Here is a 26,733-nt window from a genome sequence, read left to right on the forward strand (position 1 = left end):
AGCAGATGCAAGTAATTTTTGCATCTGCTCAGGTATGACATAATTATTCGATTGTGTGGATCCATCCCTCAGGAGCTTCAATGCGTCCCATCTGGATTCCTGTAAGTGTATCATAGAGTTTCTTGGTAACAGGTCCCATCTCTTCCATTCCGCTTGCAAAGCAGATTTCTTTGCCGTGATCGTTGATCTTACCAACAGGACTGATAACAGCTGCTGTTCCGCAAAGTCCCATCTCAACAAAGTTCTCAACTTCCGAAAGCTTAACAGGTCTCTCTTCAACATTAAGTCCAAGAATCTCTTTCGCAACATAGACGATCGATCTTCTTGTGATTGAAGGAAGAATTGAATCTGTGTGTGACTTGGGAACTACAAGTCCACCTTCTTTTGTAACGAAAATGATATTTGCTCCGCCTGTCTCCTCGATGTAAGTTCTGCTCTCTGCATCAAGATATACATTCTCTGCAAAACCTTCCTCATGAGCCTTTACAATAGGATGTAAGCTCATTGCGTAGTTAAGACCCGCCTTGATATTTCCTGTTCCGTGCGGTGCAGCTCTGTCAAAATCACTTATCTTAACAACGATAGGCTTAGCACCACCCTTGAAGTAAGGTCCAACGGGTGTTACGAATATTCTGAACTGATACTCATCAGCGGGCTTTACTCCGATAACATTTCCTGTAGCAAACATAACAGGTCTGATATAAAGTGTCGCTCCGCTTCCGTATGGAGGAACCCAGTCAAGGTTAGCCTGAACAACTTTCTCTACAGCTTCGATAAATTTATCTTCAGGGAAAGCAGGCATCTCAAGTCTTGTAGCTGAATCTACCATTCTCTTTGCATTTAAGTCAGGTCTGAAAATTACGATCTTACCATCCTCAGTCTCATATGCTTTAAGTCCCTCAAAGCACTCCTGCGCGTAATGAAGAACACCTGCATCCTCACTAAGAACGATCATATTGTCTTCGGTAATGACACCGTCATCCCATTTTCCGTCTTTATAATTCGAAACGAATCTTTTGTCGGCAACCATGTAACTAAAGCCGATATTTGCCCAATCTAAATTTTTCTTACTCATTTTACACTGCATCCCCTTTCCAGATACTTTAATGCGGCAAAGCGCTAATAGTTAAATTATAGTCCAATATTTTTGAACGTCAAGTAATGAATAAAAACAATTACTTCTCTTCCGGTTTGTCTTTCTTTTTAATCTTTTCGACGACATTCTTCACTTTATCACGACCGTTGTGATAGAGCTTTGTCACCATGCCGACTTCTTTGTGTGCGTTATACTTATCATTATGCTCGTCGGTAAGCGTCTTGTACTCCTTGTTCTCTATATACGCAAGATTGTCATAATCATTCGTATCGACGCTTAGTTCCTTCTTGGATAGAAGGATATTTGTGATCCTTGATATAAAAGCATATATGACAGCAAAAATAGGAACACCCACAAGCCATCCTACTATTCCCCACATTCCGCCAAAGAACGTGATTGAAAAGAGAACCCAAAAGCTTGAAAGTCCCGTTGAATTTCCAAGAATGGCAGGCCCTAAGATATTTCCGTCAAACTGTTGCAGAATGATAATAAATACAAGGAATATAAGTGCTTTAACAGGAGTTATCAAAAGAAGCATCGCTCCTATCGCGCCTCCAATATACGGTCCAAAGAAAGGAATAATATTGGTCACACCGACAATAACGGAAATAAGCAAAGGATAATCGAGTTTCAAAAGAACGCATCCTATATAACATATAATTCCTATTATTACGGAATCCACCAATTTGCCGCCCACAAATCCTTCAAAGACATCTCCGATAAATCTGAATCCGCCTACAACTTCATTTGCAAACTCTTCTCTGAACAGAGCGTAAGCAATCTTCTTGCCTCTTGTCGAAAATACCTCTTTTGAATTCAGGACATATATCGCAACAATAAGTCCTACAACAAGATCAAAAAGAACCTTGATAATAGAGAACACTCCCTGAGAAGCCATCTTAAAGAAAGAATCAACGCTGGGAACAAGCGGCATCAGCTTCTCCTGAAGGAACTCACTAAGCGAAACATAAGAGCGGTCGAGCTGTGAATTGATAAAATTCTGAACCTCAATTGAGTTTGATTCAAACAAAAGCTGCGATTCTTCATTTATCTGTTTCTCATACTCGGGAAACTTTCTTACGATCTGCTTGATACTGTCAATAAGTTCAGGAATGATTATCCTGAATAAACTGTATATTACAAACAGGAAAATGATCATTGTGATAGTAACAGATATTTTCCTAGCCTGTTTTCTCTTTTTTGAATTAGCGTTTGTTGAACGCGAAATATCATATCCCCTCATATGATATATGGGAATAACTATCTTTCTCTCAATCCCATCCGTAAGCGGTATGAGAACGAATGCGATTATCACGCCTATTATAATTCCCGATAAAGAATCTATAACCTTGGAAAGCGTCTTAACAACAGATATTCCGTTGAATATAACATAATAAGCGAGCATTATCGCAATGCTAAGGAAGAAAATAGTTATCGCCCAGGTTACCTGGTTTTTCTCCGGTTTCATTTTCATGTGCATGCCCCCCGATCATCCGACATTACTGCTCAGTCATTCCCTTCAAAATGTACTTGAGACTGTCGAGATAATCATCATTAATATCTTCAATTTTTCCATTATCACAAAGCTGCGAAATTGCAGGATCCAAAGGAATTCTTCCGAGAATGTTGATTCCCTTTGAAGCCGCATAGCCCTCAATCTTGCTCTCGCCAAAGATGTTTATCGGCTTACCGCAATGAGGACAATTCATATAGCTCATGTTCTCCACGATACCAAGTACCGGGATTTTCATCATTTCAGCCATATTTATAGCTTTTTCAACAATCATGCCGACAAGCTCCTGAGGAGTTGCGACAACGATTATTCCGTCCACGGGAAGAGACTGGAAAACCGTAAGCGGAACATCACCCGTTCCGGGAGGCATATCAACAAACATAAAGTCAACATCGCCCCAGTTCACATCAGACCAGAACTGCTTTACGATACCCGCAATGACAGGCCCTCTCCATATAACGGGATCGGTCTCGTTATCCATAAGCATATTAAGAGACATTACCTTAGTGCCTTTTTCCGATTCAGCAGGCAAAAGACCTGTCTCATCGGCGTTCTTTGCCTGTCCTATTCCAAACATTTTGGGAATGGAAGGTCCCGTGATATCCGCGTCAAGAATCGCTGTCTTATAGCCGTCCTTCGCCATATATACCGCAGAAAGACCTGTTACAAGGCTCTTTCCGACGCCGCCTTTACCGCTTACTATTCCGACAACCTTTTTTACATGTGTATGTTCTCCGGGAGCAACTTTAAAGTTGTCCTCCATCTGCTTCTTAAAGTCCTCCGGCTTCTTGCCGTGTCCGTTAGCCATTTTCTATCTCCGTTTCATAAAAATATAATTGTGCATATGCTTAACGCTTATAAACACAGTCGGCAATCTCTTCGTCTTCTTTATCACCGATATAAGACTCGATAATAAATCTCGGACGATTCTTGGTCTCAAGATAGATCTTGCCGATATACTCTCCTATTACACCTAGAGAGATCATGATAAGTCCACCGATCGCCCATACGGAAAGAACCGTTGTCGTCCATCCCTGGATCGTGTGTCCCGTAAAATATCTTACAAGAGAATAGATGAATACTGCGATGCTTACAAAGAATATAAAGAAACCAAGCTCTGTTATCATCTTTATAGGCTTTGTACTAAGGCTTGTGATTCCTTCAATCGCAAAACTGAGCATCTTCTTGAGAGGATACTTACTCTCTCCGGCAAATCTCTCTGCTCTCTCATAATATACTATATCAGACTTAAATCCGAGCATGGGAACAATTCCTCTGAGGAAAAGATTAACTTCGCCAAATTCGGAAAGTGCCTGAAGAGCTCTTCTGCTTAACAGCCTGTAATCCGCATGGTTATAAACCGTCTTTGCTCCCATTGCATCAATGAGCTTGTAATAAGATTCAGCCGTAAATCTCTTAAAGAAAGTGTCTGTCGCTCTCTTTGATCTTACTCCGTATACGACCTCGCAGTCTTCCTTGTTGAATTTATCAACCATGGCATCGATCGCATCGATGTCATCCTGAAGATCCGCATCAAGAGAAATGGCCATATCGCAGAGATCTTTTGCAGTCATAAGTCCCGCCAAAAGAGCATTCTGATGTCCCATATTCTTCGAGAGATTAATTCCCTGAAAGACCTCATCTTCCTCATGAAGTTTTTTGATTATATTCCATGTATCATCCTTTGAGCCGTCATTTACCAGAAGAATCCTACTGTCGGAAGAAATCATCTTTCTTCCGACAAGGTCTTCGATCTTTTCTTTAAGCCTTCTGGATGTCTCAGGCAATACTTCCTGTTCGTTATAACAAGGAATTACGCAGAAAAGCCTGTTCATTTTTTACTTCTCCTCCGATGAATTTATATAATTGATAAGTCCCTCAGAATCAATTATCTTCTGCATAAATTCAGGGAAAGCCTGTCCGCGGAACTTCTCACCCGTTGTTTCATCCGTGATGATACCGGAGTCAAAGTCTACGCTTACAACATCTCCGTTATTGATAGCATCTGCGGCTTCCTCACACTCGATGATCGGAAGTCCGATGTTTATGCTGTTTCTGTAAAAGATTCTTGCAAAACTCTTTGCGATAACGCAGCTTACGCCTGCACACTTAATTGAAAGAGGCGCATGTTCTCTTGAAGATCCGCAACCAAAATTCTTCTCGGCAACGATGATATCTCCTTCTTTAACATTCTTGGTAAAATCCTTATCAATATCTTCCATGCAGTGCTTAGCAAGCTCTTCACCCGTTGTACTGTTAAGATAACGTGCGGGTATGATTACGTCTGTATCTACATTATCACCATATTTAAAAACTGTACCTTTTGCAGCCTTCATTTTCTATTCTCCTTATAATCCAAGTTCAGCGGGTTGTGAGATCTTACCGGTAATTGCACTTGCAGCGGCAACAGCCGGAGAAGCAAGATAGATCTCGGAATCAATGGCACCCATTCTGCCTACAAAGTTTCTGTTTGTTGTAGAAACGCATTTTTCTTTAGAAGCAAGGACACCCATATAACCGCCGAGGCAAGGTCCGCATGTAGGTGTTGAAACGATTGCGCCTGCTTCAACAAAGCTCTTTATGAGACCTTCTTCCATAGCCTGAAGGAAAATCTTCTGTGTTGCGGGGATGATGATGCATCTGATACCCGGCGCAACCTTTCTTCCCTTTATGATCTCAGCTGCAGTTCTGAGGTCGTCGATTCTTCCGTTTGTACATGAACCGATAACCACCTGATCGATCTTGGTCTCTTCGATCTCGTCAAATGTATGAGTATTCTCTGGAAGATGAGGGAAAGCAACCGTAGGCTTAAGAGTGCTTAAGTCAATTGTATATTCCGCATCATATTCAGCATCGGGATCTGCTTCGTAAACAGTATACTCCTTATTCGGAGCGTGCTCTTTAAGATACTCTTTTGCAATATCATCAACAGGGAAAATACCGTTCTTTCCGCCTGCCTCAATAGCCATATTGGCAATTGTAAGTCTGTCATCCATTGTAAGATTCTTGATGCCTTCACCGACAAACTCCATTGACTTATAAAGAGCTCCGTCAACGCCGATCATACCGATGATATGAAGGATAACATCCTTACCGCTTACCCACTTCGAAGGCTTTCCGATAATATTGAACTTGATTGCGCTGGGAACCTTGAACCATCCCTTACCTGTTGCCATTCCCGCAGCCATATCGGTAGAACCGATACCTGTAGAAAACGCGCCGAGCGCTCCGTATGTACATGTATGTGAATCCGCACCGATGATAAGGTCGCCCGGAACCGTAAGACCCTGCTCGGGAAGAAGCGCATGCTCGATACCCATCTGTCCCACTTCAAAGTAGTTTGTGATATTGTTCTTTCTTGCAAACTCTCTTACGCACTTGCAGTTCTCTGCAGACTTAATATCCTTATTCGGAGTAAAGTGATCGGGGACAAGAGCAATCTTATCTTTGTCAAACACGCCATCCTTTGTAAATTTAGCCATCTCATTAATAGCAACGGGACTTGTAATGTCATTGCCAAGAACAAGATCAAGATTAGCCTCGATAAGCTGCCCAGCTTTTACCTCGGGAAGTCCCGCATGGGCTGCCAATATCTTCTGGCTCATAGTCATTCCGCTCATATTGTAATCTCCTTCAATTAATTATAATCAAAAATATACTACTAAATATAACACAACGTTCTTACATAAAGAACATGACAATTTTAATCGTTTTTCTTGATATTTTTTAATGTGTAGACTGAGTAAATTACCAATAAAGCCGCTCCTGCGATTGACATTATAAGACCTGTCTTGAATCCTTCAGGTGTGTAGGTAACTCTGATATCATGAACTCCGGCAGGCACAGGAATAGCCATAAGTCCGTAATCTGCCTTCACTATATCCGTATCCTGTCCGTCAACCTTGCAGCTAAAGCCTTCCGTTGCGGGAACAGAGAAGAACAAAAGTCTTCCCTCGGCAAGATTGGCTGTCTTTGCACTAAATCCGTATGTATCGGTCGTAAATGATGTGCAGGCAGTCTGTGCCCTCTTTTTGCACTCATCGGTAAACCTGCTGTATGTCAGGCTTCCTTCTGACAATTCCTCGGACTTGATCTCTTCCATTCCAAGTGCATCCGCATATTTGAGCGCATCCTCAGATGAAAGAATGAGGACTCTGGCAAGTTCATAGTCATAATCCGCAGGATCGAGGTCGCCCCACTCATCTTCTGTTATGTAGTAGTCATAAGCAAATCCGATAGGAATATAATTTGCATTCTCAAATACATCAAATCCATCCTGATTATCGCGGAACGAATATCCCTCGGTACCCTCACCGTTGTTGAAGATCCTGTCCTTACTTACCTGCGCGTTTTCCATGTAATATCTTGCAGATAAGATTGAACGTATACCCGCTCTGTTGACCGGAATATTAGTCTCAACGGTTCTTGTGATACCTGCAGTACCGTCAAGGAAATCAAAGATCTCGGACGGAACCGTACTTAAGAAGCAATGGATCGAAGGTATTCCCCATACCATATCGTAGTTGGTCGATGTACTGTCTACTTCGCCTCTGCAAAAAGTCGACTGATCAACGGTAACTTTGTTAAAGAGCATCTGATTCTGCCACTTCTCTTTTCCCTTGTCGGAAATAATGGAACTTCCGTTGACAATCGGAACATATGTAGAGATAACGCAGCTTATAATTACAATTCCAAGAACGATATGATCTCTTAAGCTGATACGAAGCCTTATCTTCTTCTCTTCAAGTAAGTTCTTCTCAACCTTAAAGCGCTTTGGAATGGCAAATACGGTCATCAAAAGCATAAATGAAAGAATCGAAGACCACAGAAGATCCTTTGTAAAAATGGAAACGTTCTCGGTCATATTAAAGAAGACTATGTCTCCTTTATCATTCTTCGAAGGAAGAAGGTATACAACCACAAAGAACAGGAACATCAAAACCGCAGCAACGGCGCCCCTCTTCATGTGTATTGACTTACCGCGTTCAGCCGCTTCCGCAGTCATAAGGCACATAATAAGGATAGGCATATAGAACCATCTAGCATAATATGAGCTGTTAAACATCGAAAATGCCGCATTAAACACAGGCACTACCGCGATAACGGCGCAAACGGTAATAAGTATCTTCTGCCAGTTCTTTTTCTTCTTGTTCTGTAAAAAATAAGCGATGACGCCAGAAATACCAAACAAAGGAATATAAGCCGCAAGAGATGCGTTCTTAACGGTTCCCGTGTAAAAAAGTGTTCCTTTTCCGATGATATCGGGAAGCATCGAAAGACTCTTTACGATATCAAAGATAAGCTTCTCACTCGGATAAACGAGCATATCATAGCCGTTTATATAATTATCAAGTCTTGTATTTCCCTGAACTCCGACAAACGCCTGCATCAGGAAAAATCCTGCAAGCAAAACTCCGACAACTCCCGCAGCAAAAGCTCTTCCGAATCTCACTGCAACAGTCTCTTTATCTTCAAGGTCGACATATCTGATAAGGAAATAGAGAACCAGAAAGACAACCTGTCCAAAGAAGAAGTAATAATTTATGACAGACATAAATGTTGTCATAAGCGCAAAAAGCACAAACGGCTTTCCGGCAAGATTAAACTTACCGTCTTTTCTTGCAGGCACATTCATAAGGTTGTCAAATGCCAAAAGGAATAACGGAAAGAATGCAACGGCATCCGTGAAATGATTGAATACAATGTTGCATGCATTAAATCCCGAAAAAGCATAGAGATAGCCACCTATCATGGCATATGTATACTTATGTACATATTTTCTTATATACAGATAAGCGCATGTTGCCGAAACGGCATATTTAAGTGCCATAAGAAACGGCATCATAAACGGGATCGCACTCTCGGGAAAAAGAGTGGTCAACCAAAAGAATGGGCTTCCCCAAAGATAAAATGCAAAATCTCCGAACATTGTTCCGCCAAGATCGATATTCCAGTTCCAAAAGAACTGTCCGCTTCTTACGGCTCTGTGCGCAACAATGTAAAACGGAATCTGCTGTACATTATAATCACCGTAATAGAAAAACGGCATTCCTCTCTTGATAAGAATAGGAAGTACAGCGATCACATACATAAGGTATGCACTAAGAAACACTACCACAGGTACATACCAGCTTTTTTCCGTAATTTTCTTCTTAGTATTTGTAGTATCCAAACCAGTTTCCAAAATAATCTCCTCTATAATAAAAATTACTCAACCTAAAGAAAAAGAGTGTCGCCATTTAAAACAAACGACACTCTTTCTATATTATCCCTATTTTGAAACAATTTCAATTATATGCTAAAGGATTAGTTGTTGATGAGCTTATCTGACTCATTATTCCAGCTGTAAAGCTTTCTGATCTCCTCACCGATCTTCTCAGCGGGATGCTCTGAAGCAAGCTTTCTCATAGCCTTGAAGTGAACCTGTCCGCCTGCCTCTGACATGTCAAGGAGGAATTCCTTAGCGAAGCTTCCGTCCTGGATGTCCTTAAGGATCTGCTTCATAGCCTTCTTTGTCTCAGCTGTGATAACCTTAGGTCCTGTGATGTAGTCACCGTACTCAGCTGTATTTGAGATTGAATATCTCATTCCTGCGAAACCTGACTGATAGATAAGATCTACGATGAGCTTCATCTCGTGGATACACTCAAAGTATGCGTTTCTAGGATCGTATCCTGCCTCAACAAGAGTCTCGAAACCACACTGCATAAGTGCGCAAACACCACCGCAAAGAACAGCCTGCTCACCGAAGAGGTCAGTCTCTGTCTCTGTTCTGAAGTTAGTCTCAAGAAGACCTGCTCTTGCTCCACCGATTCCTGCACCATATGCAAGTGCAAGATCAAGAGCCTTACCTGTAGCATCCTGCTCAACAGCAACAAGACAAGGTGTTCCCTTTCCTGCCTGATACTCTGAACGAACTGTGTGTCCGGGAGCCTTGGGAGCGATCATAGCTACGTCTACATCCTTAGGAGCCTTGATAAGACCGAAGTGTACGTTGAATCCGTGTGCAAACATAAGCATGTTGCCGGGCTGAAGGTTGGGCTCGATGTCCTCTTTGTACATCTTAGCCTGCTTCTCATCATTGATAAGGATCATAATGATGTCAGCCATCTTAGCAGCCTCTGCTGTATTGTAAACCTTAAGTCCCTGAGCCTCAGCCTTAGCCTTGCTCTTTGATCCCTCATAGAGACCGATGATTACGTTGCATCCTGAATCTTTAAGGTTAAGTGCATGAGCATGTCCCTGTGAACCATAACCGATAATAGCAATAGTCTTACCCTCTAACAATGAAAGGTTACAATCTTCCTGATAAAAAATACGTGCGTCCTGTGACATTTCTTTTTCCTCCGTTTTTCATTTTTAAATCCTATAATTCATATATATTTTGAATGATCAAAATCATATACTATCAATAAAAAGATATTTGCCCATGATATAAAAGCTCAGTCATCCAAATAGATAACTTTGTCTGTTCCTCTTCCGAGTCCTGCGATTCCCGTTCTTGCAAGTTCAAGGATCTCATATCCTTCCAGAAGTTTAAGGAAAGCATCAATCTTTGACTGATTACCCGTGATCTCAACAATTACCGAATCAATGCTGACATCAACGATATTTCCCCTGAATACATTTGCCGTAGCAAGAATACTCTGTCTCTGCTCCGCAGCGGCCTTAACCTTGACCATCGCAAGTTCTCTGTAAACACTGTCTGAAGGTGTAAGTTCGTGAATATCTCTCACATCCACCAGCTTGGAAACCTGCTTCTCAATCTGATCGAGTATTACGTCATCGCCTGCCGCAACTATCGTGATCCTGGTATATCTGGGATCGGCAGTCACGCCTGCCGTGATACTCTCGATATTATATCCTCTTCTTGAAAACAAACCCGAAATTCTCGAAAGAACACCGGGATTATTGTCTACGAGAAGCTGAAATACTTTTTTCTGCATTTTTCTTTCTGCTCCTTTGATTATTTCAGGATAAAAATACACCCTGTTTTTTAACCAATTAAATGAATTGTAGCACTAGAAACTCATACATTCAACAAGTTTTTCTTTTTTGCTTTAAACTTATATCGTTGCAACTTGATAAAGTGCTGTATTGACGGTTTTTCCCATGCAAATTATTGTTCTTTACATTTTGTGAGTGCGACCGTTCCGGTGCGTGCGATCTCAACAATGCTGACGCTTCTTAGCATCTCGATAAAGAGCTCTATTCTCTCCGATGTATCACAGATCTGAATAACCATCATGTTCTTTGACATATCGACAATCTGCGCATTCATGATCTGGCAGTTTTCCATGATGTCTCTTCTGTTTTCCTTGTTATATTTTACCTTGATAAGCATTAGTTCTCTGTTTATGCTAAGGCTCTCTTTAAATGTCTTTACCTTGATGACGTCTATCTTCTTATTAAGCTGCTTTTCTATCTGCTCGATCGTGCGCTCATCTCCGGAAGATACGATAGTCATACAGGATACGCTCTTATCGGCAGTCTCACCTACAACAAGTGAATCAATATTGAAATTTCTTCTTGAGAACAATCCGGATACCTTTGAAAGAACACCGGCTCTGTTTTCTACAAGAACTGAATAAATACGCTTCATAATGGGCTCCTCTTATAATTTCTAATATGACGACGGTTATTACTTCTCTCCGGTAAGTTCCATCGGATCGACGCAAACTTCCATAAGAGCCGACTTATCATCCTTAAGGAATTTCTTAAGTTCGGCTTCTACATCGCTGTTTCCGTCAACCTTCGCATAATCCATTCCATATGCTGCCGCAATAAGAGAAAGATCCGGATCACCCTGAAGTTCAACCATTGAATAATTGTCATTATAAGCATAATGCTGATGCTCTCTTACCATTCCGAGGAAACCGTTCTTCATGACAACAATCTTTACGTTAATTCCGTACTGACGCATTGTCGCAAGCTCCATCATGGACATCTGGAAAGCACCGTCACCCGTAACGGCAACAACCTGTTTTTTCTTATCGACAAGCTTTGCGCCCATAGCTGCAGGGATTGAATATCCCATAGTTCCCATACCACCGGATGTTATGAATCTGCCGTTCTTTACTATATGATAAGAACAGGACCACATCTGGTTCTGACCTACATCCGCTACATAGATTGCATCATCTTCCATGATCTCTGAAAGTTTTACTATAAAATCCTTAGGCTTAACATAGCCTTTCTTTGCGGGTTTAACCTTAACAGCGGCTTCTTTCTTGTATCCGTTTAAGATCTCAAGCCACTGAGAATGATCGTCCGCTCTATCGTCCTGAGCAAGAAAATCTGCAAAAATATGCTTGATATCACCTACAAGAGGAATTGTTGGACCGACATTTTTGCCAATCTCGGCGGGATCTACGTCGATATGGACCATAACCTTGTTCTCAGTAATAAGATCGGGTCTGTTTACGGCTCTGTCAGCCACTCTCGCACCTACCATAAGTAAGAGATCCGATTCATTCATAGCCCTGTTGGCATAACTCTGTCCGTTATTTCCGACCATACCAAAATATAAAGGATGTTCGGTCGGCATTACACCGATACCCATCATCGTAGAAACAACAGGCACGCTGTTAAGCTCAGCAAACTTTCTGATCTCAGCGGTCGCCTTGCTTAAGTGAACACCGCCTCCGACACAGATAATAGGTCTCTTCGCCTTCTCAACTTCTTTTATTACTTTCTTTATCTGAACCATATTTCCCTTAACTGTGGGCTTATAGGTTCTCATGGAAATCGTCTCGGGATAGCTGAATTTCCCTTCAAGCTGCGCATTCTGCACGTCAAAAGGAATATCTATAAGGACAGGTCCTTTTCGTCCCGTTCCCGCAAGATAAAAAGCTTCTTTAAAAATCCTGGGAATGTCATTAACATCCCTTACAAGATAACTGTATTTTACAAAAGACTCAACAGCGCCCGTGATGTCAGCTTCCTGAAAAACATCACTTCCTATCATGTCGCTGTTTACCTGACCTGTGATAGCAACAAGAGGTATACTGTCGGCATAGGCAGTGGCAATACCTGTAATAAGATTTGTGGCACCGGGGCCCGAAGTCACGGCGCAGACACCTACTTTACCGCTTATCCTTGCATATCCGTTGGCACAATGTGCAGCATTCTGCTCGGTTCTGATAAGCACTCTCTTAATGTCCGTTTCGAGAATCTTGTTCCAAAAAGGATCTATCGCAACTCCCGAATAACCGAATACAACTTCTGTCTTCTCTTTTTCAAGGCATTTTACTATAGCCTCAGCTCCTATCATGTCATTCCTCCAAAATCTATTCTATTAATCTATGCTTAAAATCTGCTTTACCAGCCTCACCGCGTCAGCCGCATCGGTCGAATATCCATCCGCTCCAATCTCTTCCGCATAATCGGGTGTAACAACGGCGCCACCGATTATTATCTTGGAATCAAGATTTTCTTCGTGAGCAAGATCGACAACGTTTCTCATTTCCTTCATCGTTGTTGTCATAAGTGCAGAAAGAGCTATAATACTCGCATTATTTTCCTTTGCAGCCTTAACTATTTCTTCCTTCGGAACATCCTTTCCGAGGTCGATAACATTAAAGCCGTAGTTCTTAAGCATAAGTGCCACAAGATTCTTACCGATATCGTGAATATCACCGTGAACCGTTGCGATAACGATCGCAGGAAGTTCCTTTCCGTCATCGTCTCCGCCCTTAAGCAAAGGCTCGAGATATGCAATCGATAATTTCATCGCCTCCGCGCCCGCAATAAGCTGCGGAAGGAAATACTTTCCTTTGTCAAAAAGATCTCCGACTTCATTTATCGCAGGCATGAGCACGGTATCCAAAATAACCCTCGGCTCAATTCCCATATTCACGGCTTTCTCGGTATTCTTTACAATGCTTCTCTTAGAACCCGTGAGCACATCTTTTTTTATTATATCAAGAATATCCTCATCAGAGTTAGTGGTGATTTTAACCTCTTTTCCAGAAGATGCACCACTCTCATTCTTCATTTCATACCGCTGCATCCTCTGGATATAACGAAGATCCGCGCCTTCTTTCTTCTTAAGAAGGTCCGATGCAAAAGCAGCATTTACAAGCATTTCCTGAGACGGATTGGCAATTGCCATGGAAAGTCCCTTTTCTATTGCCATAGTCAAAAATGCCGTATTTACATTACTTCTCTGAGGAAGTCCGAATGATATATTTGAAAGTCCGCATATTGTAGCGAAATCATTTTTATAACAATAATCTATCGTATCCAGAGTATTTAAAGCAGCCGCAGGATCGGCGCCGACTGTCGCAACAAGACCGTCGACAACAATATCCTGTTTGGTCATTCCCATATCTTTGGCCATCCCGGAGAGTTTTTCTATATTTCCGATCTTCTCCTCAGTATTCTTTGGAAGTCCCTCGGGATTAAGAGGAAGCAGGATGAACATTGCTCCGTATTTCTTTGCGATTGGAAGGAATACCTCTGCTTTACCCTTTTCAAGCGATATTGAATTCATAAGCGCTCTTCCCGGATATCTTCTGAGTGCCGCTTCCATAACTTCCGCGCTGCTTGTATCAAGGCAAAGAGGAAGGTCCGTTATTGAAGTAACTTCCTCCATAACCGTGAGCATCATGGCTTTTTCGTCGATTCCGCTCATTCCGACATTTACATCAAGAATTGATGCGCCGTCTTCTTCCTGCTTCTCAGCAAAGTCGATGACCATATCAAGATTGCCCTCTCGAAGCTGCTCCTGAAGTTTCTTCTTACCGGTAGGATTAATTCTCTCGCCTACTATCATGAAAAGATCGTCCATTCCAAATGAAAGACTGCTTCTCTCGGAAGAAAGATATCTCTTTGATGGATCTTTTCTGCGGATCGGATTTCCGTCATCATCTCTTATTGTGGACGGCTTAAGCTCGCCGTATTTATTTTTAAGCCCTCTTATAAAGTCGGGTGTTGTTCCACAGCATCCGCCAAGAACCGACGCACCTGCATTTATAAGTTTCTCCATCTCGACAACAAAGGTCTCGCAGTCCATGTCATACTCTGTATTTCCGTTTTCATCAACGGAAGGAAGTCCTGCGTTTGGCTTTGCAATGATCGGAATGCTTGTTACAGAAGCCATGTTACTGATGATCTCAACCATCTTATCGGGCCCCGTCGAACAGTTTGCACCTATCGCGCATGCACCGAGTGCCTCAAGTGTGATCGCACTTGCCGCAGCATCGGAACCAAAAAGAGTTCTGCCGTCAGCTTCAAATGTAAGAGTCACCATTACGGCAAGATCAGAAACTTCTTTTGCCGCAATGAGCGCAGCTCTGCACTCCTGAAGGCTCATCATCGTCTCGACGACAAGAAGATCGCAGCCCGCTTTTTCAAGAATGCCGATCTGTTCCTTATAAACGTCAACAAGCTCCTCAAAATCAAGGTCACCTATTGGCTTTAACTGCTTACCCGTCATCGTAAGATCACCTGCAACAAGTGCCCTTCCTCCGACAGCTTCCTTTGAAAGTTTGATCAGCTCAGAATTTATCTCTTCAATTCTTCCTTCAAAGCCATAGTCCGCAAGCTTTATCCTGTTTCCCGTAAAAGTGGGCGCATAAACAATATCGGAACCCGCGTCGGCATAATCGCTCTGAAGCTTCTTCATAACATCTTTATGATTAAGAATCCAGTCCTCAGGGCACACTCCGACCGGCATTCCGGCCTTTATTAGATTTGAGCCGGTTGCTCCGTCAAGAAATATTACCCTGTCACTACTAAATTTCAAAAATTCTTCTCTGGTCATAGATCACTTTCCTTTTATAAAAATCTTTCGCTTAAAAACTGCCGGAACAATATAAAAAATCAAAAGACATAATACCATCACCAAAATCGGTTTAAACCACATCGGCGGATAAGGTATCACCTCGCTATATGATAATCTATCAAGTACCGCAATAACAAGTACATGATAATAGTAAATTACGTCAGAACTGTTTTTTCCGATCTTATATAAATATTTTCCGCAGGAAACTTCGCACTCGGACAAAAGAAACAATCCGATGACAGCAACAAGCGAACCGAAAAAGACTTCTTTTTTCCCAAAAACAAAAGCCTCTGCGATTGAACAGACAATCCCCGCTGCGACCAAAATAATGAATAACGGCTTTTTCTTTGTCATCACTTCGGCATAAGAATCGCCGTATTCCTTTTTCTTTTCCCTAAAAATATCAGACAAAAGAATTCCCAAAAGCACAAACGGAAGTCCGACAAACAGCCAGTTCCTCATAACATACCACGTTGTAATGCTTATATCAAAAGGTCTTATCGGATAAAATGTCTGAAGCGCTTCTCCAAAATATAACATAAAAAGAAGGCCCGCGATAAGCCATTTATACCATTTTCTGAGAACCCCCGCAAAGATATATATAAGCCCAATCACATAAATAAGTGCAAAAAGAAACCACATATGATCGAAAGTAAATACAGAATCATAAACAAAAGTGCCGGAATTAAAAAGCCCGAACCACAATGCTTCCTTAGGGGAATACTTGGATATAAGCCACTCTTTGACAGAATCTTTGAGATAAATATGTACTAAAAAAGAAAAGACAAAGTAAACGGAATATACAATCCCTGTGATTTTCAAAAGCTTAACAAGATATTTTCCGCTCTTTTCCCTTATCTTCTCAGCATCATCATCGCCTTCCCGCAAAAGGAATCTGCCGGACAAAGCAAAGAAATAAGGCACGGCAATCCTACTTACCGCATCCATCGCTGTTCCAAAGTTTCCCGGAAACCTTGTATGAATGACGATAACCAGCATACATGCTATGAACTTAACCAGATATAAGAATTTGTTTTCTTTCATTATTATTTTGCCATTTCAGAAAAGAAGCACTGATATTACTCAGTGCTTTCTGTATCTTCTGTAATTTCTTCTGTTTCTGTTTCTTCTTCGTCATCACTTATGGTAGCAAACTTGAAAGAATCTTCGGTAGTTACCGAAACGCCTTCTTCCGTAGGATTCTCACCGTGAAGAACCTGCAACATAATGAAGGTTCTCTTATTTGCTCTCTCATAATACTGACTTGCAAGAGACAGGCTTTCTTCATCAAACTCATTGTCATATGCTTTGTGATAGCATTCATTTGCCATCTGCATATAATCTTTTGCCTCAGATGCAATCTCGGCAATGCCCGAAAATTCATTCGGAACTTCCAGATCCCCCATGGCTTTATAAGCCTCATTCATTTCATCAAGGTATCCGAGAAGTTCTTCCTTCGCAGAGTCGGAATCGGGATTTATACTGTTTATCGAACTATCATACTGAGCAAGTTTGTCATAAAACTCAGACATGCTCGCCTTATATGCAGAAAGAGCACTGTCCCCCTTCTTTCCGCACCCCGTCATAATTGTTAATACCATAAAAAATGACATGCAAAAAACAACATCAACAATCTTGAATTTTCTCTTCTTTTCCAAAACAATCTCCATATCAATCAACATATTTTGATGCAGCCTTAAGTCTTGTAAGCGCTCTTGCAAGACCGGCCTGTGATTTCTTGAATTCTTTGATGGACTGCTTTTGCTGCAAATGCTCCATCGCAAATTCATAAGCCTCCCTAGCTCTTTGTTTGTCGATATCCTCGGGTTTCTCCACAGTATTTACAAGTACGATACATCTGTTATTTGCAACCTGCACAGAACCAAGACTAACCACACCATAAAGCCACTCCCCACCGGGCTTTTTAATCTTGATCACACCGTCAGATAACGCAAGGATCATTTCCTCATGATTCGCAAGTACAGCGAGCTCACCGTCTGCGCAAGGTAAAATGATCTCTTCCGCCCTGTCGTCATAAAATATTCCGTTGACGGAAATTACCCTCAGTCCAAAGGTCATTACCTTATTACCATTCATATTTTATGCCTCTATCTGCTTTGCTTTTTCAACTACTTCCTCAATAGTACCTACGTTGAAAAATGCAGCTTCGGGATACTGATCCATCTCGCCGTCAATAATAGCTTTGAAGCCCTTTATTGTATCGGCAAGAGGTACAAACTTTCCTTTTATACCCGTAAACTGTTCAGCAACATGGAAAGGCTGAGACAAGAATCTCTGTATCTTTCTCGCTCTGTAAACAGTAATCTTATCTTCATCACTAAGTTCCTCCATACCGAGGATTGCGATGATATCCTGAAGCTCTTTATACTTCTGAAGTATCTCCTGAACCTTAATCGCTGTCTCGTAGTGTTCCTTACCTACAATATCCTCTTCAAGGATTCTGCTTGAAGATTCAAGAGGATCGACAGCAGGATAAATACCCTGCTCAACAATTTTACGTGAAAGAACCGTTGTCGCATCAAGGTGTGCAAACGTCGTCGCAGGAGCGGGATCCGTCAGATCGTCCGCAGGAACGTATACAGCCTGAACCGATGTGACCGATCCGAGTCTTGTCGAAGTAATTCTCTCCTGAAGCATACCAAGATCGGTTGCAAGTGTCGGCTGATATCCGACCGCCGAAGGCATTCTTCCGAGAAGTGAAGAAACCTCTGAACCTGCCTGTACAAATCTGAATATATTATCTATGAAAAGAAGCACATCCTGATGCTTTACATCTCTGAAATATTCAGCCATTGTAAGACCTGTCTCCGCAACACGCATTCTTGCTCCGGGTGGCTCATTCATCTGGCCGAACACAAGCGCTGTCTTATTAATAACGCCTGATTCATTCATTTCACTCCAAAGGTCGTTACCTTCACGTGATCTTTCTCCAACTCCCGTAAAGATTGAATATCCGCCGTGCTCCGTCGCGATATTCTGAATAAGTTCCTGGATAAGGACGGTCTTACCTACACCGGCACCACCGAAAAGTCCGATCTTTCCGCCCTTTGCATAAGGTGCAAGAAGATCGATAACCTTTATTCCCGTCTCAAGGATTTCAACTACGGGGCTCTGATCGACAAGCCTCGGTGGTTCTCTGTGAATATCCCATTTTTCCAAGGTTTTAACATCACCTTTTTTATCAATCGTATCTCCGAGAACATTAAACAATCTTCCGAGAACCTCATCTCCGACAGGAACACTTATAGGTCCGCCCGTAAGATAAACTTCCATATCCTTGCTCAGTCCTTCACTCGGAGAAAGCATGATGCATCTCGCAACATTGTCACCGATGTGCTGAGCAACTTCCATAACGCGCTTTTGATCTTCAACCATAACAAAAAGCGCATCACTGATATAAGGAAGATCGCTGTCCTCAAATTTTACGTCCACAACAGGTCCCATGACCTGCAAAATCTTACCGTTTTTCAACTGTAATTCCTCGTTTTCTGCTTATCTTTGTTTCTCTCTTTGGCTTTTTTGGCATTCTTAAGAGCCTTTGCTCCGCTGACAACCTCAGTGATTTCCTGAGTTATCATTGCCTGCCTCTGCCTGTTATAGGTTCTTTGAAGTTCGGCGATCATTGTCTCCGCATTCTTGTTTGCAGAATCCATCGCCATCATTCTGGCACTCTGAACGCTGCAAAAAGCCTCGACCAATGCTCCGTATATAAATCCCGTAACATAATTCGGAACTATGTTATCAAGAATAGCTGAAGGACTGGGCTCCATGAGAAACTCTTCAAGAATGGCATCGGTCACCGGCTTTTCTCTCTTGATATCGGTAATGATCTCAAGAGGAAGAAGTTTCTCAAACCTAGTATCAATCTTCGGTCCCTGAACAGTCGTATAAATAATATAGAACTCATCCAACTTTCTCGAATAATAGTAATCAAGAATTTCCGCAGCTATCTTCCTCGCTCTGTGAAGAGTCGGATTCTGTGACGTGAACATAAATGATTCCTCAATATTCACGTCCTTTGAAAGGAAATGAAAACGGCCGACCTCACCTATGACAAAGAGTTTCCATTCACCTTTGTCGGCAGCAATCTTCTCTTCCGCAAGCTTTATGACATTGTGGTTATATGAACCCGCAAGTCCCTTGTCGTCAGTGAAGATAATGTACCCTCTCCTTCGCTCATCCTCGGGGATCTCAAGCCTCGTCTCCAGGAAAATATTATCCACTCCCTCCGGTAAATGTCTTACCAGACGTGAGATCATAGCCTGGGTGGCAAAAAAGAACGGCTCGGTATCAGTGAGCATCTTCTTTGCCCTTCGAAGCTTTGTAGAAGAGATCAGATACATCGCATTTGTAATTTTTCTGGTATCGTTTACGCTGTTTATACGATCCCTGATTTCTTTAATGGTTGCCACTTTCCAATTCTTCCTTAAGTATCTTGTTCTCGCTGTCGTTAAAAGCATCAACGGCTTCGAGAATTTTCTTCTTTAACTGATCGGACAAATCTCCGCTCTTAGAAAGCTCTTCGCAGATATCGCCCTGTTCCGTTTCAAAATAAGCAAGAAGTCTCTCTTTGTAATCCCTGACTTTTTTGACAGGAATCATATCCAGTCTGCCGGCACCGACAGCAACCAGAATAATTACCTGCTCATGCATTGCAAGCGGATGTTCAAGCGGCTGCTTTAAAAGTTCCATAAGAACGTTTCCGTGCGCAAGCTGATTCTTGGTTGTTTCGTCAAGATCCGAACTAAACTGTGTAAACACAGCCATTTCTCTGTACTGTGCGAGATCCACTCTAATACTTCCCGCTGCTTTTTTCATTGCTTTGGTCTGAGCCGCGCTACCTACACGGGATACGGAAAGTCCTACGTTAACGGCAGGTCTCATTCCTTCAAAAAACAGGTCACTCTCAAGGAAAATCTGTCCGTCCGTAATAGATATAACATTGGTAGGAATGTATGAAGATACATCACCCGCCTGCGTCTCAATGATAGGAAGTGCAGTAATTGAACCTCCTCCAAGCTCCGATGAAAGCTTACTTGATCTCTCAAGCAATCTTGAGTGCAAATAGAATACATCTCCGGGATACGCTTCTCTTCCCGGCGATCTCTCAAGAAGAAGTGAAATTGCTCTGTATGCAACGGCATGCTTGGAAAGATCGTCATAAACAATAAGGCAATCCTTACCCTGATGCATGAAATACTCAGCCATTGCTGTTCCGGAATATGGCGCAATATACTGAAGAGGCGCCATATCTGAAGCGGTTGAGCTTACAACTATCGAGTAGTCCATGGCTCCCGTCTTCTTAAGTGTCTGTATGATCTTTGCGACGGTAGATGCCTTCTGGCCTATCGCAACATATATACAAATAACGTTTTTGCCCTTCTGGTTAATAATTGTGTCAAGGGCAATCGATGTCTTACCGGTCTGTCTGTCACCGATAATAAGTTCTCTCTGTCCTCTTCCTATGGGGAACATGGTATCAATAGATAAAATTCCCGTTTCCATAGGCTCGTTTACGGACTGTCTCTCAATAATTCCGGGAGCAGGCTGCTCAACAGGTCTGTATCCCGATTCCTTGATATCTCCGAGACCGTCTATGGGAGTTCCGAGAGCATCTATTACTCTTCCGATAAAAGCTTCTCCGACAGGTATTCCGGCTTCTTTGTAAGTTCTGACAGCCCTTGTCCCCTGTCTGATGCCTGTATCGTTACCAAACAGGATACATCCGATGTGATCTTCACGTATATCCTGAGCCATACCTTTGGTACCGCCCTCAAACTCGATGATCTCGCCATAAAAAGCATGCTCGATACCGTCGATATTGGCGATTCCGTCTCCAACCCAGGTAACCGTTCCGACTTCTCTGTCACCGATCGCAAGATCGAAATTCTCAACCTTGCTGCTTAGCATGCTGATGATCTTGCCGGTTTCTCTGTCTCCGGTTTTTCTGCTTAAGTTATTTAATTCTGCACGAAGCTGCCTTGCTCTTCCCGCATCGGACCAGTCATATTCAAAGTTCTTGCATGATACAATGAATCCGCCCCCGATAGAAGTGTCCTGAACAAGTTCCATGTCAATATCCGGAACGTCAAACTTCTCAAGGAGTATTCCCTTTATCTTGGAAAGCTGTTCCTCACTGGGAGCAATGCCCGCATAGCGCAGTTTCGCTTTCAATAATTCACTCATTCTTTGCTCCGGCTTCGCTTATAAATTTGTCATATAATTCTTTGTCATCGGCAGCACTGTGCTTTGTAGCCGCAATCTTGGATGCGGCATCGATAACCATATCTGTAAGCTGAGCAGCATAGACCTCTTTGGCACGCTCATTCTCAACTTCAGCATTGTGCTTAGCCTCAACAATAATCTTGTCACCTTTTTTCTTGGCTTCACCAATAATACGCTCGTATTCTACATATCCCTGTTTCTTTATATCAGCAAGGATCTGCTCTTTTTCTTCATCAACGTTAGCGATTTTTTCTTCATACTCTTTCTTTGTATTCAAAGCTTCCTGTGTAGCGGCTTCTGCAGCTTTAGTAGCACTGTCAACTTCCTCTCTTCTCTGAGCAAGAATAGCATCGACTCTGCCGAAAAGAAATTTTTTCGCAAATAAATACAAAAGCAGAAGGTTAAATATGGTAAAACCAATGTTTATCAAGCTTACAGTTAACACGTTTTAACCCCTCTCTACATTATTGCTTAAATTATGATAAAAATATGATCATAACTGCTACTACAAGTCCATAAATAGCTGTAGCTTCCGCAAGTGCACATCCCAAAACAAGCATCTTCATTATTTTACCGTCAGCTTCAGGCTGTCTTGCAACTGCATCGGTTGCCTTTGCTGTAGCAAGACCGATTCCGATACCTGCTCCTATTCCGGTAAATGCAGCGATAGCTGCTCCTATTGCTGTTAAACTCATTTTTATTACCTCCTTGTGCCGAATTATTCAACGGCTTCTTTAATGTATAATGATGTCAAAAAGACAAAGACATACGCCTGGATTGCTCCGTCAAATATGTCAAAATACAAGCTAAGTATTGCCGGCAAGATAACAGGAACCATGAATTTTATAAGTTCCATGATAACCGTGGCTCCGAGTATGTTACCAAAAAGTCGCATACAAAGAGACAACGGCCTTATGCCAATCTCCAAAATGTTCATGGGCGCAACAATTGCCATAGGTTCCGCAAAGCCCTTCAGCCATTTCTTGACACCTTTTTTTCTCATACCTGCAATCTCAACAAGCACGATACTCATAAGTGCAAGTGCTATCGTAACATTGAGATCCATTGTCGCAGGTGTGAATCCGAGAAGTCCGACCATATTGGATGCAGCTATGAAGATAAGCACGGTTGCCAGATAATCGGCATAGCTTATGCCCTCTTCACCGAGCATTCCACCGGTGACGCCTCTCAACCAGATTACAAAGGTCTCGACCGCGGCCTGGCGCTTTGATATATTATGCACCTTAAAGCCATGCGTAAGGAACAATATAAGCGCAAATAAAACAAGCATAACTCCCCAGGTCATTACTACGGATTTATAAACATCGATATATCCGTCTCCGAAAGGGATGCGGAAACAGGTCTTTTCTTCCATCAAAAGTTCAGTAAGTAATTCCTTCATATTGTTTACCTTTCCCAAAAATATACATATAATTATAGAAAATCAGCTTTAATAATGCAATGTAAAAAAAAGCCTTAACTTTGCTTAATTTGGTGTTTTTAAGCAAAATTAAGGCTATCCGGAAAATATTTTTTCTCACATTTATATGACTTCTATACTGTCTCTGTCAGCACTTGCCTTGATCGTAAGTTTATCGTATGTTTTCCTGTCATCCTCAATCCTAAGCACCATTCTGTCTATGACAAATACGGTTCCGGAATAGGCAACTTCGGTTATTGTCGCCCTTGCTTCACTTCCTTTGTCAATCTCAGCCTGAACTTTACTTTTTTTGGCTTCAAGGTCTTTTATTTTTCCTTCCTTCATTCCTATCGCTGCATTGACCTTGATCTTCCATTGCATCCTTTGTCTGTCGGCGGATGCATCTTCGGCAAGCCTGTCCCTTTGAACCTTGAGGCTGTTAAGTTCTTCTTCCTCCCTGCTGATTGCTTTATTGATATTACTAAGCTCCGCAAGTATGGTATTATTCACGCCCAGTGTGACAATTGTCTTTGCGCCGGCTTTGTTTCCGACAGATGCGGTCTCAATACCAAACAGACTCTGAACGCTTCCTCCGTATATCGTTCCGACTCTTCCGTATGTCCTAATAAGCCCGCTCGCCACAACATTACAGTTTATGAAATAGTTTGCGGAAATATTCTTCCCGCTTATCGTCACACCCTCAAAGAACTTCGCAGAAACATCTCCCTTTGCTCTGATAGAGCCTCTGATGGGACATGTCGCACCCCCTTTAATGATAACATTCCTTCCGCTGACTATTTCGGAGCTTTCCATATGGCCGCCTATTATCACATCTCCCGACGCATTGATATTGCATCCCGAATGTACATCACCGGTTATATATACAACTCCGTCGTAGGCAATCTTTTTATCGGTTATCTTTACTTCGGGAAGTATCATGATCTTTTCGATATTTATCACTCCGTCAACCATGCTGATCGCGCCGGAATATTTGGCAACATATGTCACCCTGTCATTAAGTATCATAAATCCCTCGCCCTTTAAGATAGGGATTTCTTTGCCGTTTTTTGCCCTCAAGGCTTCTCCGTATACGTTATATCCGTCCTCTCCTTTTTTCGCCTTGTGATATATCGCGATCTTATCTCCGGCTTTCACCTGCTTGATCGCTTCAATATTGGAAAGATCCGCCGTTCCGTCTTTTAAGATCACAGGTTCCTGTTCCTGCGTCATATCAACCAAAAATTCATAATAACCGTCAACTCCGTTAACGGCAGCTTTTCCGGCAGCAACAACATATTTCTCGTTATGATTTAAGTTGCTTAACATATTGGAGATAGCTTCTTTATTGATTCCCGCCATTATTCTGCACTGAACAAGAAAACTCATAATAAGATTTTCGGTATATACCGCGCCGTCGGTTCTCGCAGGAAGTTTTATCCAGCATATCATCTCATCGGAAGTAAATGACAGAAATTCATCCCTGTTTTCAAGCATATAATTAAGAAGAACAGCTTCATTCGGAACACCGTTAGTCCTGTCAAGAACTTGTGCATCATGTGTTTTGTGTCCCACAAACTCATATCCCTCTCCCAATATGCGTTCTCTTATCCTGCGCATATCACGTGCGGTATACATCATCGATGAAAAAGCACTGATATCGAGTCCGTCTTCTATACCAAGCCTGATTTCCCTCATCTGATCTGCCTGATAAAGAGGATTCGAATATGGTGTGATATCAATCTGATGCTCAAGACCTGTTCGCATCTCATACATCTGTTGCCAACCATACGCCGCATCGGCATATCTTCCGACATCAATACCATTTTCCAATCCGATCCTTATCTCTTTGATCGCATCACTTCTCATATCGGGATTAATATATTTATCTATCGGGATTTTTTCTTTTAGACAGATCCTTATCTGCTCAATCTGCTCCGCTTCATATCTTTCCGCAACATATCGACTTACATCAACTTTATCGTTGTATGCCGAATGCAGTTCTTCAAGTATGCTCGCATTGTAGTTTTGTATCTGCGCGTCAGTAAAGAAAAGTCCGTCTTCCGCACTTTTTCTTATCGCCCTCATTTTCATATATGGAATGTCTACAGAAGCGTATTTAGAAATATCAATACCCTCTTCGAGACCTTTTCTGATCTCGCGCATTTGGAGGCTGTCAAACGCCGGGTCCTGAAAAAAAATGATAGGAACACCTTCGCCTCTGCTAAGCCCGATTCGAATCTCTCTCATCTGATCCGCAAGGTATTCCCTCTTGGCATATACAGAAACATCTATCCCCGCAGCAATACCTTTTCTTATCTGGGCAAGCTGCTGAACATCAAATCCCTGCTCCCTGTATGAGCTCATATCAATGTTCTGAGTCATTTCAAGCCTCAGCTCTTCCATCTCAGTCCATGATTTTCTGGGATCCATATATTTTGCAACATCGACTTTATCATTGATACCTTTTCGTATCTCGGAAAGCTGAAGTGCATTAAAATTAAGAGCCCGAAGCTTATCAGCATCTGCCCCCAATTCTCTGCACATCTCTAGTTCTCTCTCCAACGCACTCTTATTAAGCGAAGAAAGACCGGAGTAAGACATCGTTTCATTTTCAAGATCAAGATCTAAATCAAGTACCTGAGTGTCCATAGATGTCACATCTCCCGATAGGTCAGCAAAAATCGGCCTGCAATAAACTATTGGTTATCTATTTCTAATAACAATTTTATCATTATTACATTTACCACTCAAGAAATATTTATTATCATCACCCGCAAACACAGTCTCAATCAGCATTTATTACACAAACGATAAATCAGTTAATTTTTTTATAGCATTCCCCAATATTATATGCTAGAATTAACGTGTTTTTATTTTATGTTCTATTTAGGAGAGAAATTTATGAAAAAGAAATTATTGGTAACAATGATAGCACTTGCATTATCAGCAAGCTCAGTTGCTTGCGGAGCTCAGAAGGTCGAGCCTGCAAAGAACAACAATGCTTCCAGCGAAGCACCCGCTGAAGAAACATCTTCCGAATCTTCAAGCGAAGCTGCATCTGAAGATGCATCGTCAGAGGAATCGAATGCAAACGCTTCAAGTGATAGCATTTCAGGTGTTGTAAACGGAACCACATACGAAAACAAATATTTTGGAGTAAAATTCGCTTTGGGCGATAACTTCAAATTCGCAAACGATGAAGAACTTCAGACATTAAACAGCACAATAACAGATTTAGATGCCTTCAAAGATAACAAGGCAGCCAAGAAAGCACTCGACAGCGGAAGCATTATGGTAGTAACTTACGCCGTTGACGGAACAACAGGCAAAACATTGAACGTTGTACTTCAGAGTGTAGGTTCACTTGCCGGAGCTCTTGCAAATGAGCAGTCAATTATGGAATCTCAGAAAGAACCTTCAATTTCAGCTCTTGAAGCTCAGGGATTAACAGATGTAACTGCCGATATGGAGACAGTTAAATTCCTAGGGGAAGATCATCCTTCACTTGTACTTAAGGCAAAAATAAACGGTACAGTTCTTTACCAGAGATGTATCTGCCTTATCAAAGACGGTTATATCATAACTTTCACAGGATCGGGACTTGACGCCGACAACTATGACGCAGAATTATTAAGCGCAGAAAAAACAGAATAAAGGGCAAGTCAAGGGGA

At 42.0% G+C, this 26,733-nt stretch carries 23 protein-coding genes; 1 reads left to right on the top strand and 22 read right to left on the bottom strand.

Translation table 11 applies throughout. The annotated features are described in order from the left end of the window. Positions 1 to 43: 43 nt before the first annotated feature. The 22 genes from BLP87_RS02720 to BLP87_RS02825 all read right to left on the bottom strand — a co-directional run bounded on the left by BLP87_RS02720 (position 44) and on the right by BLP87_RS02825 (position 25,711). Positions 44 to 1,087 (bottom strand): branched-chain amino acid aminotransferase, encoded by a 1,044-nt coding sequence (locus BLP87_RS02720; RefSeq protein WP_074461327.1) that lies wholly within the window; start codon positions 1,085 to 1,087, stop codon positions 44 to 46. An 88-nt stretch (positions 1,088 to 1,175) separates the two neighbouring features. Beyond that, positions 1,176 to 2,570 carry an AI-2E family transporter gene (locus BLP87_RS02725; RefSeq protein ID WP_074461328.1) on the bottom strand — a complete coding sequence of 465 codons (1,395 nt, stop codon included), beginning with the start codon at positions 2,568 to 2,570 and terminating at the stop codon, positions 1,176 to 1,178. A gap of 25 nt (positions 2,571 to 2,595) precedes the next feature. Next, complete coding sequence (locus BLP87_RS02730) at positions 2,596 to 3,417, bottom strand: Mrp/NBP35 family ATP-binding protein (RefSeq protein ID WP_074461329.1); 822 nt, start codon at positions 3,415 to 3,417, stop codon at positions 2,596 to 2,598. 40 nt (positions 3,418 to 3,457) lie between these two features. Next, positions 3,458 to 4,444, bottom strand: a complete 987-nt coding sequence (locus tag BLP87_RS02735; protein WP_074461330.1) for a glycosyltransferase family 2 protein — start codon at positions 4,442 to 4,444, stop codon at positions 3,458 to 3,460. Positions 4,445 to 4,447: 3 nt separating this feature from the next. Next, positions 4,448 to 4,945 carry a 3-isopropylmalate dehydratase small subunit gene (gene leuD, locus BLP87_RS02740; RefSeq protein ID WP_074461331.1) on the bottom strand — a complete coding sequence of 166 codons (498 nt, stop codon included), beginning with the start codon at positions 4,943 to 4,945 and terminating at the stop codon, positions 4,448 to 4,450. 12 nt (positions 4,946 to 4,957) lie between these two features. Beyond that, positions 4,958 to 6,229 carry a 3-isopropylmalate dehydratase large subunit gene (leuC, locus tag BLP87_RS02745; protein ID WP_074461332.1) on the bottom strand — a complete coding sequence of 424 codons (1,272 nt, stop codon included), beginning with the start codon at positions 6,227 to 6,229 and terminating at the stop codon, positions 4,958 to 4,960. A gap of 83 nt (positions 6,230 to 6,312) precedes the next feature. Next, on the bottom strand, positions 6,313 to 8,793 hold the full coding sequence (locus BLP87_RS02750) for a YfhO family protein (protein WP_074461333.1): 2,481 nt from the start codon (positions 8,791 to 8,793) through the stop codon (positions 6,313 to 6,315). 122 nt (positions 8,794 to 8,915) lie between these two features. Beyond that, complete coding sequence (ilvC, locus tag BLP87_RS02755; RefSeq protein ID WP_026515333.1) at positions 8,916 to 9,944, bottom strand: ketol-acid reductoisomerase; 1,029 nt, start codon at positions 9,942 to 9,944, stop codon at positions 8,916 to 8,918. A 107-nt stretch (positions 9,945 to 10,051) separates the two neighbouring features. Next, the gene (gene ilvN / locus BLP87_RS02760) at positions 10,052 to 10,555 is read right to left on the bottom strand and encodes an acetolactate synthase small subunit (RefSeq protein WP_074461334.1); all 504 of its coding nucleotides are present in this window, start codon (positions 10,553 to 10,555) and stop codon (positions 10,052 to 10,054) included. Between the two features lie 173 nt (positions 10,556 to 10,728). Continuing rightward, positions 10,729 to 11,211, bottom strand: coding sequence for an acetolactate synthase small subunit (ilvN, locus tag BLP87_RS02765; protein ID WP_027208840.1), 483 nt, complete (start codon positions 11,209 to 11,211; stop codon positions 10,729 to 10,731). 39 nt (positions 11,212 to 11,250) lie between these two features. After that, a complete protein-coding gene (ilvB, locus tag BLP87_RS02770) occupies positions 11,251 to 12,882 on the bottom strand; it encodes a biosynthetic-type acetolactate synthase large subunit (RefSeq protein WP_074461335.1) in 1,632 nt (543 codons plus the stop codon). 24 nt (positions 12,883 to 12,906) lie between these two features. Further along, positions 12,907 to 15,375: a homocysteine S-methyltransferase family protein gene (locus BLP87_RS02775; protein ID WP_074461336.1), complete on the bottom strand. Its 2,469-nt coding sequence runs from the start codon at positions 15,373 to 15,375 to the stop codon at positions 12,907 to 12,909. 3 nt (positions 15,376 to 15,378) lie between these two features. Beyond that, positions 15,379 to 16,440 carry an acyltransferase family protein gene (locus BLP87_RS02780; protein ID WP_074461337.1) on the bottom strand — a complete coding sequence of 354 codons (1,062 nt, stop codon included), beginning with the start codon at positions 16,438 to 16,440 and terminating at the stop codon, positions 15,379 to 15,381. 35 nt (positions 16,441 to 16,475) lie between these two features. Next, positions 16,476 to 17,054 carry a hypothetical protein gene (locus BLP87_RS02785; RefSeq protein WP_143002068.1) on the bottom strand — a complete coding sequence of 193 codons (579 nt, stop codon included), beginning with the start codon at positions 17,052 to 17,054 and terminating at the stop codon, positions 16,476 to 16,478. A 13-nt stretch (positions 17,055 to 17,067) separates the two neighbouring features. Then, a complete protein-coding gene (gene atpC, locus BLP87_RS02790) occupies positions 17,068 to 17,493 on the bottom strand; it encodes an ATP synthase F1 subunit epsilon (protein ID WP_026654676.1) in 426 nt (141 codons plus the stop codon). A gap of 3 nt (positions 17,494 to 17,496) precedes the next feature. Then, the gene (atpD, locus tag BLP87_RS02795; protein WP_074461339.1) at positions 17,497 to 18,888 is read right to left on the bottom strand and encodes a F0F1 ATP synthase subunit beta; all 1,392 of its coding nucleotides are present in this window, start codon (positions 18,886 to 18,888) and stop codon (positions 17,497 to 17,499) included. Next, positions 18,885 to 19,829, bottom strand: coding sequence for an ATP synthase F1 subunit gamma (gene atpG, locus BLP87_RS02800; RefSeq protein ID WP_074461340.1), 945 nt, complete (start codon positions 19,827 to 19,829; stop codon positions 18,885 to 18,887). The genes atpD and atpG overlap by 4 nt, the downstream gene beginning before the upstream one ends. Continuing rightward, the gene (gene atpA / locus BLP87_RS02805; protein WP_074461505.1) at positions 19,816 to 21,327 is read right to left on the bottom strand and encodes a F0F1 ATP synthase subunit alpha; all 1,512 of its coding nucleotides are present in this window, start codon (positions 21,325 to 21,327) and stop codon (positions 19,816 to 19,818) included. The genes atpG and atpA overlap by 14 nt, the downstream gene beginning before the upstream one ends. A gap of 268 nt (positions 21,328 to 21,595) precedes the next feature. Then, positions 21,596 to 22,087 carry an ATP synthase F0 subunit B gene (locus BLP87_RS02810; RefSeq protein ID WP_074461341.1) on the bottom strand — a complete coding sequence of 164 codons (492 nt, stop codon included), beginning with the start codon at positions 22,085 to 22,087 and terminating at the stop codon, positions 21,596 to 21,598. 31 nt (positions 22,088 to 22,118) lie between these two features. Further along, positions 22,119 to 22,337: an ATP synthase F0 subunit C gene (gene atpE / locus BLP87_RS02815; RefSeq protein ID WP_074461342.1), complete on the bottom strand. Its 219-nt coding sequence runs from the start codon at positions 22,335 to 22,337 to the stop codon at positions 22,119 to 22,121. A 23-nt stretch (positions 22,338 to 22,360) separates the two neighbouring features. Next, a complete protein-coding gene (locus BLP87_RS02820; RefSeq protein ID WP_074461343.1) occupies positions 22,361 to 23,044 on the bottom strand; it encodes a F0F1 ATP synthase subunit A in 684 nt (227 codons plus the stop codon). Positions 23,045 to 23,185: 141 nt separating this feature from the next. After that, positions 23,186 to 25,711 carry a DUF342 domain-containing protein gene (locus BLP87_RS02825; RefSeq protein WP_074461344.1) on the bottom strand — a complete coding sequence of 842 codons (2,526 nt, stop codon included), beginning with the start codon at positions 25,709 to 25,711 and terminating at the stop codon, positions 23,186 to 23,188. Positions 25,712 to 25,963: 252 nt separating this feature from the next. On the opposite strand from BLP87_RS02825, the gene BLP87_RS02830 reads away from it, so the two are divergent. Continuing rightward, complete coding sequence (locus BLP87_RS02830; RefSeq protein WP_074461345.1) at positions 25,964 to 26,716, top strand: hypothetical protein; 753 nt, start codon at positions 25,964 to 25,966, stop codon at positions 26,714 to 26,716. Positions 26,717 to 26,733: the final 17 nt, after the last annotated feature.

Origin of the sequence: Butyrivibrio hungatei (assembly GCF_900101605.1) — a bacterium.
Lineage (GTDB): Bacteria > Bacillota > Clostridia > Lachnospirales > Lachnospiraceae > Butyrivibrio > Butyrivibrio hungatei_B.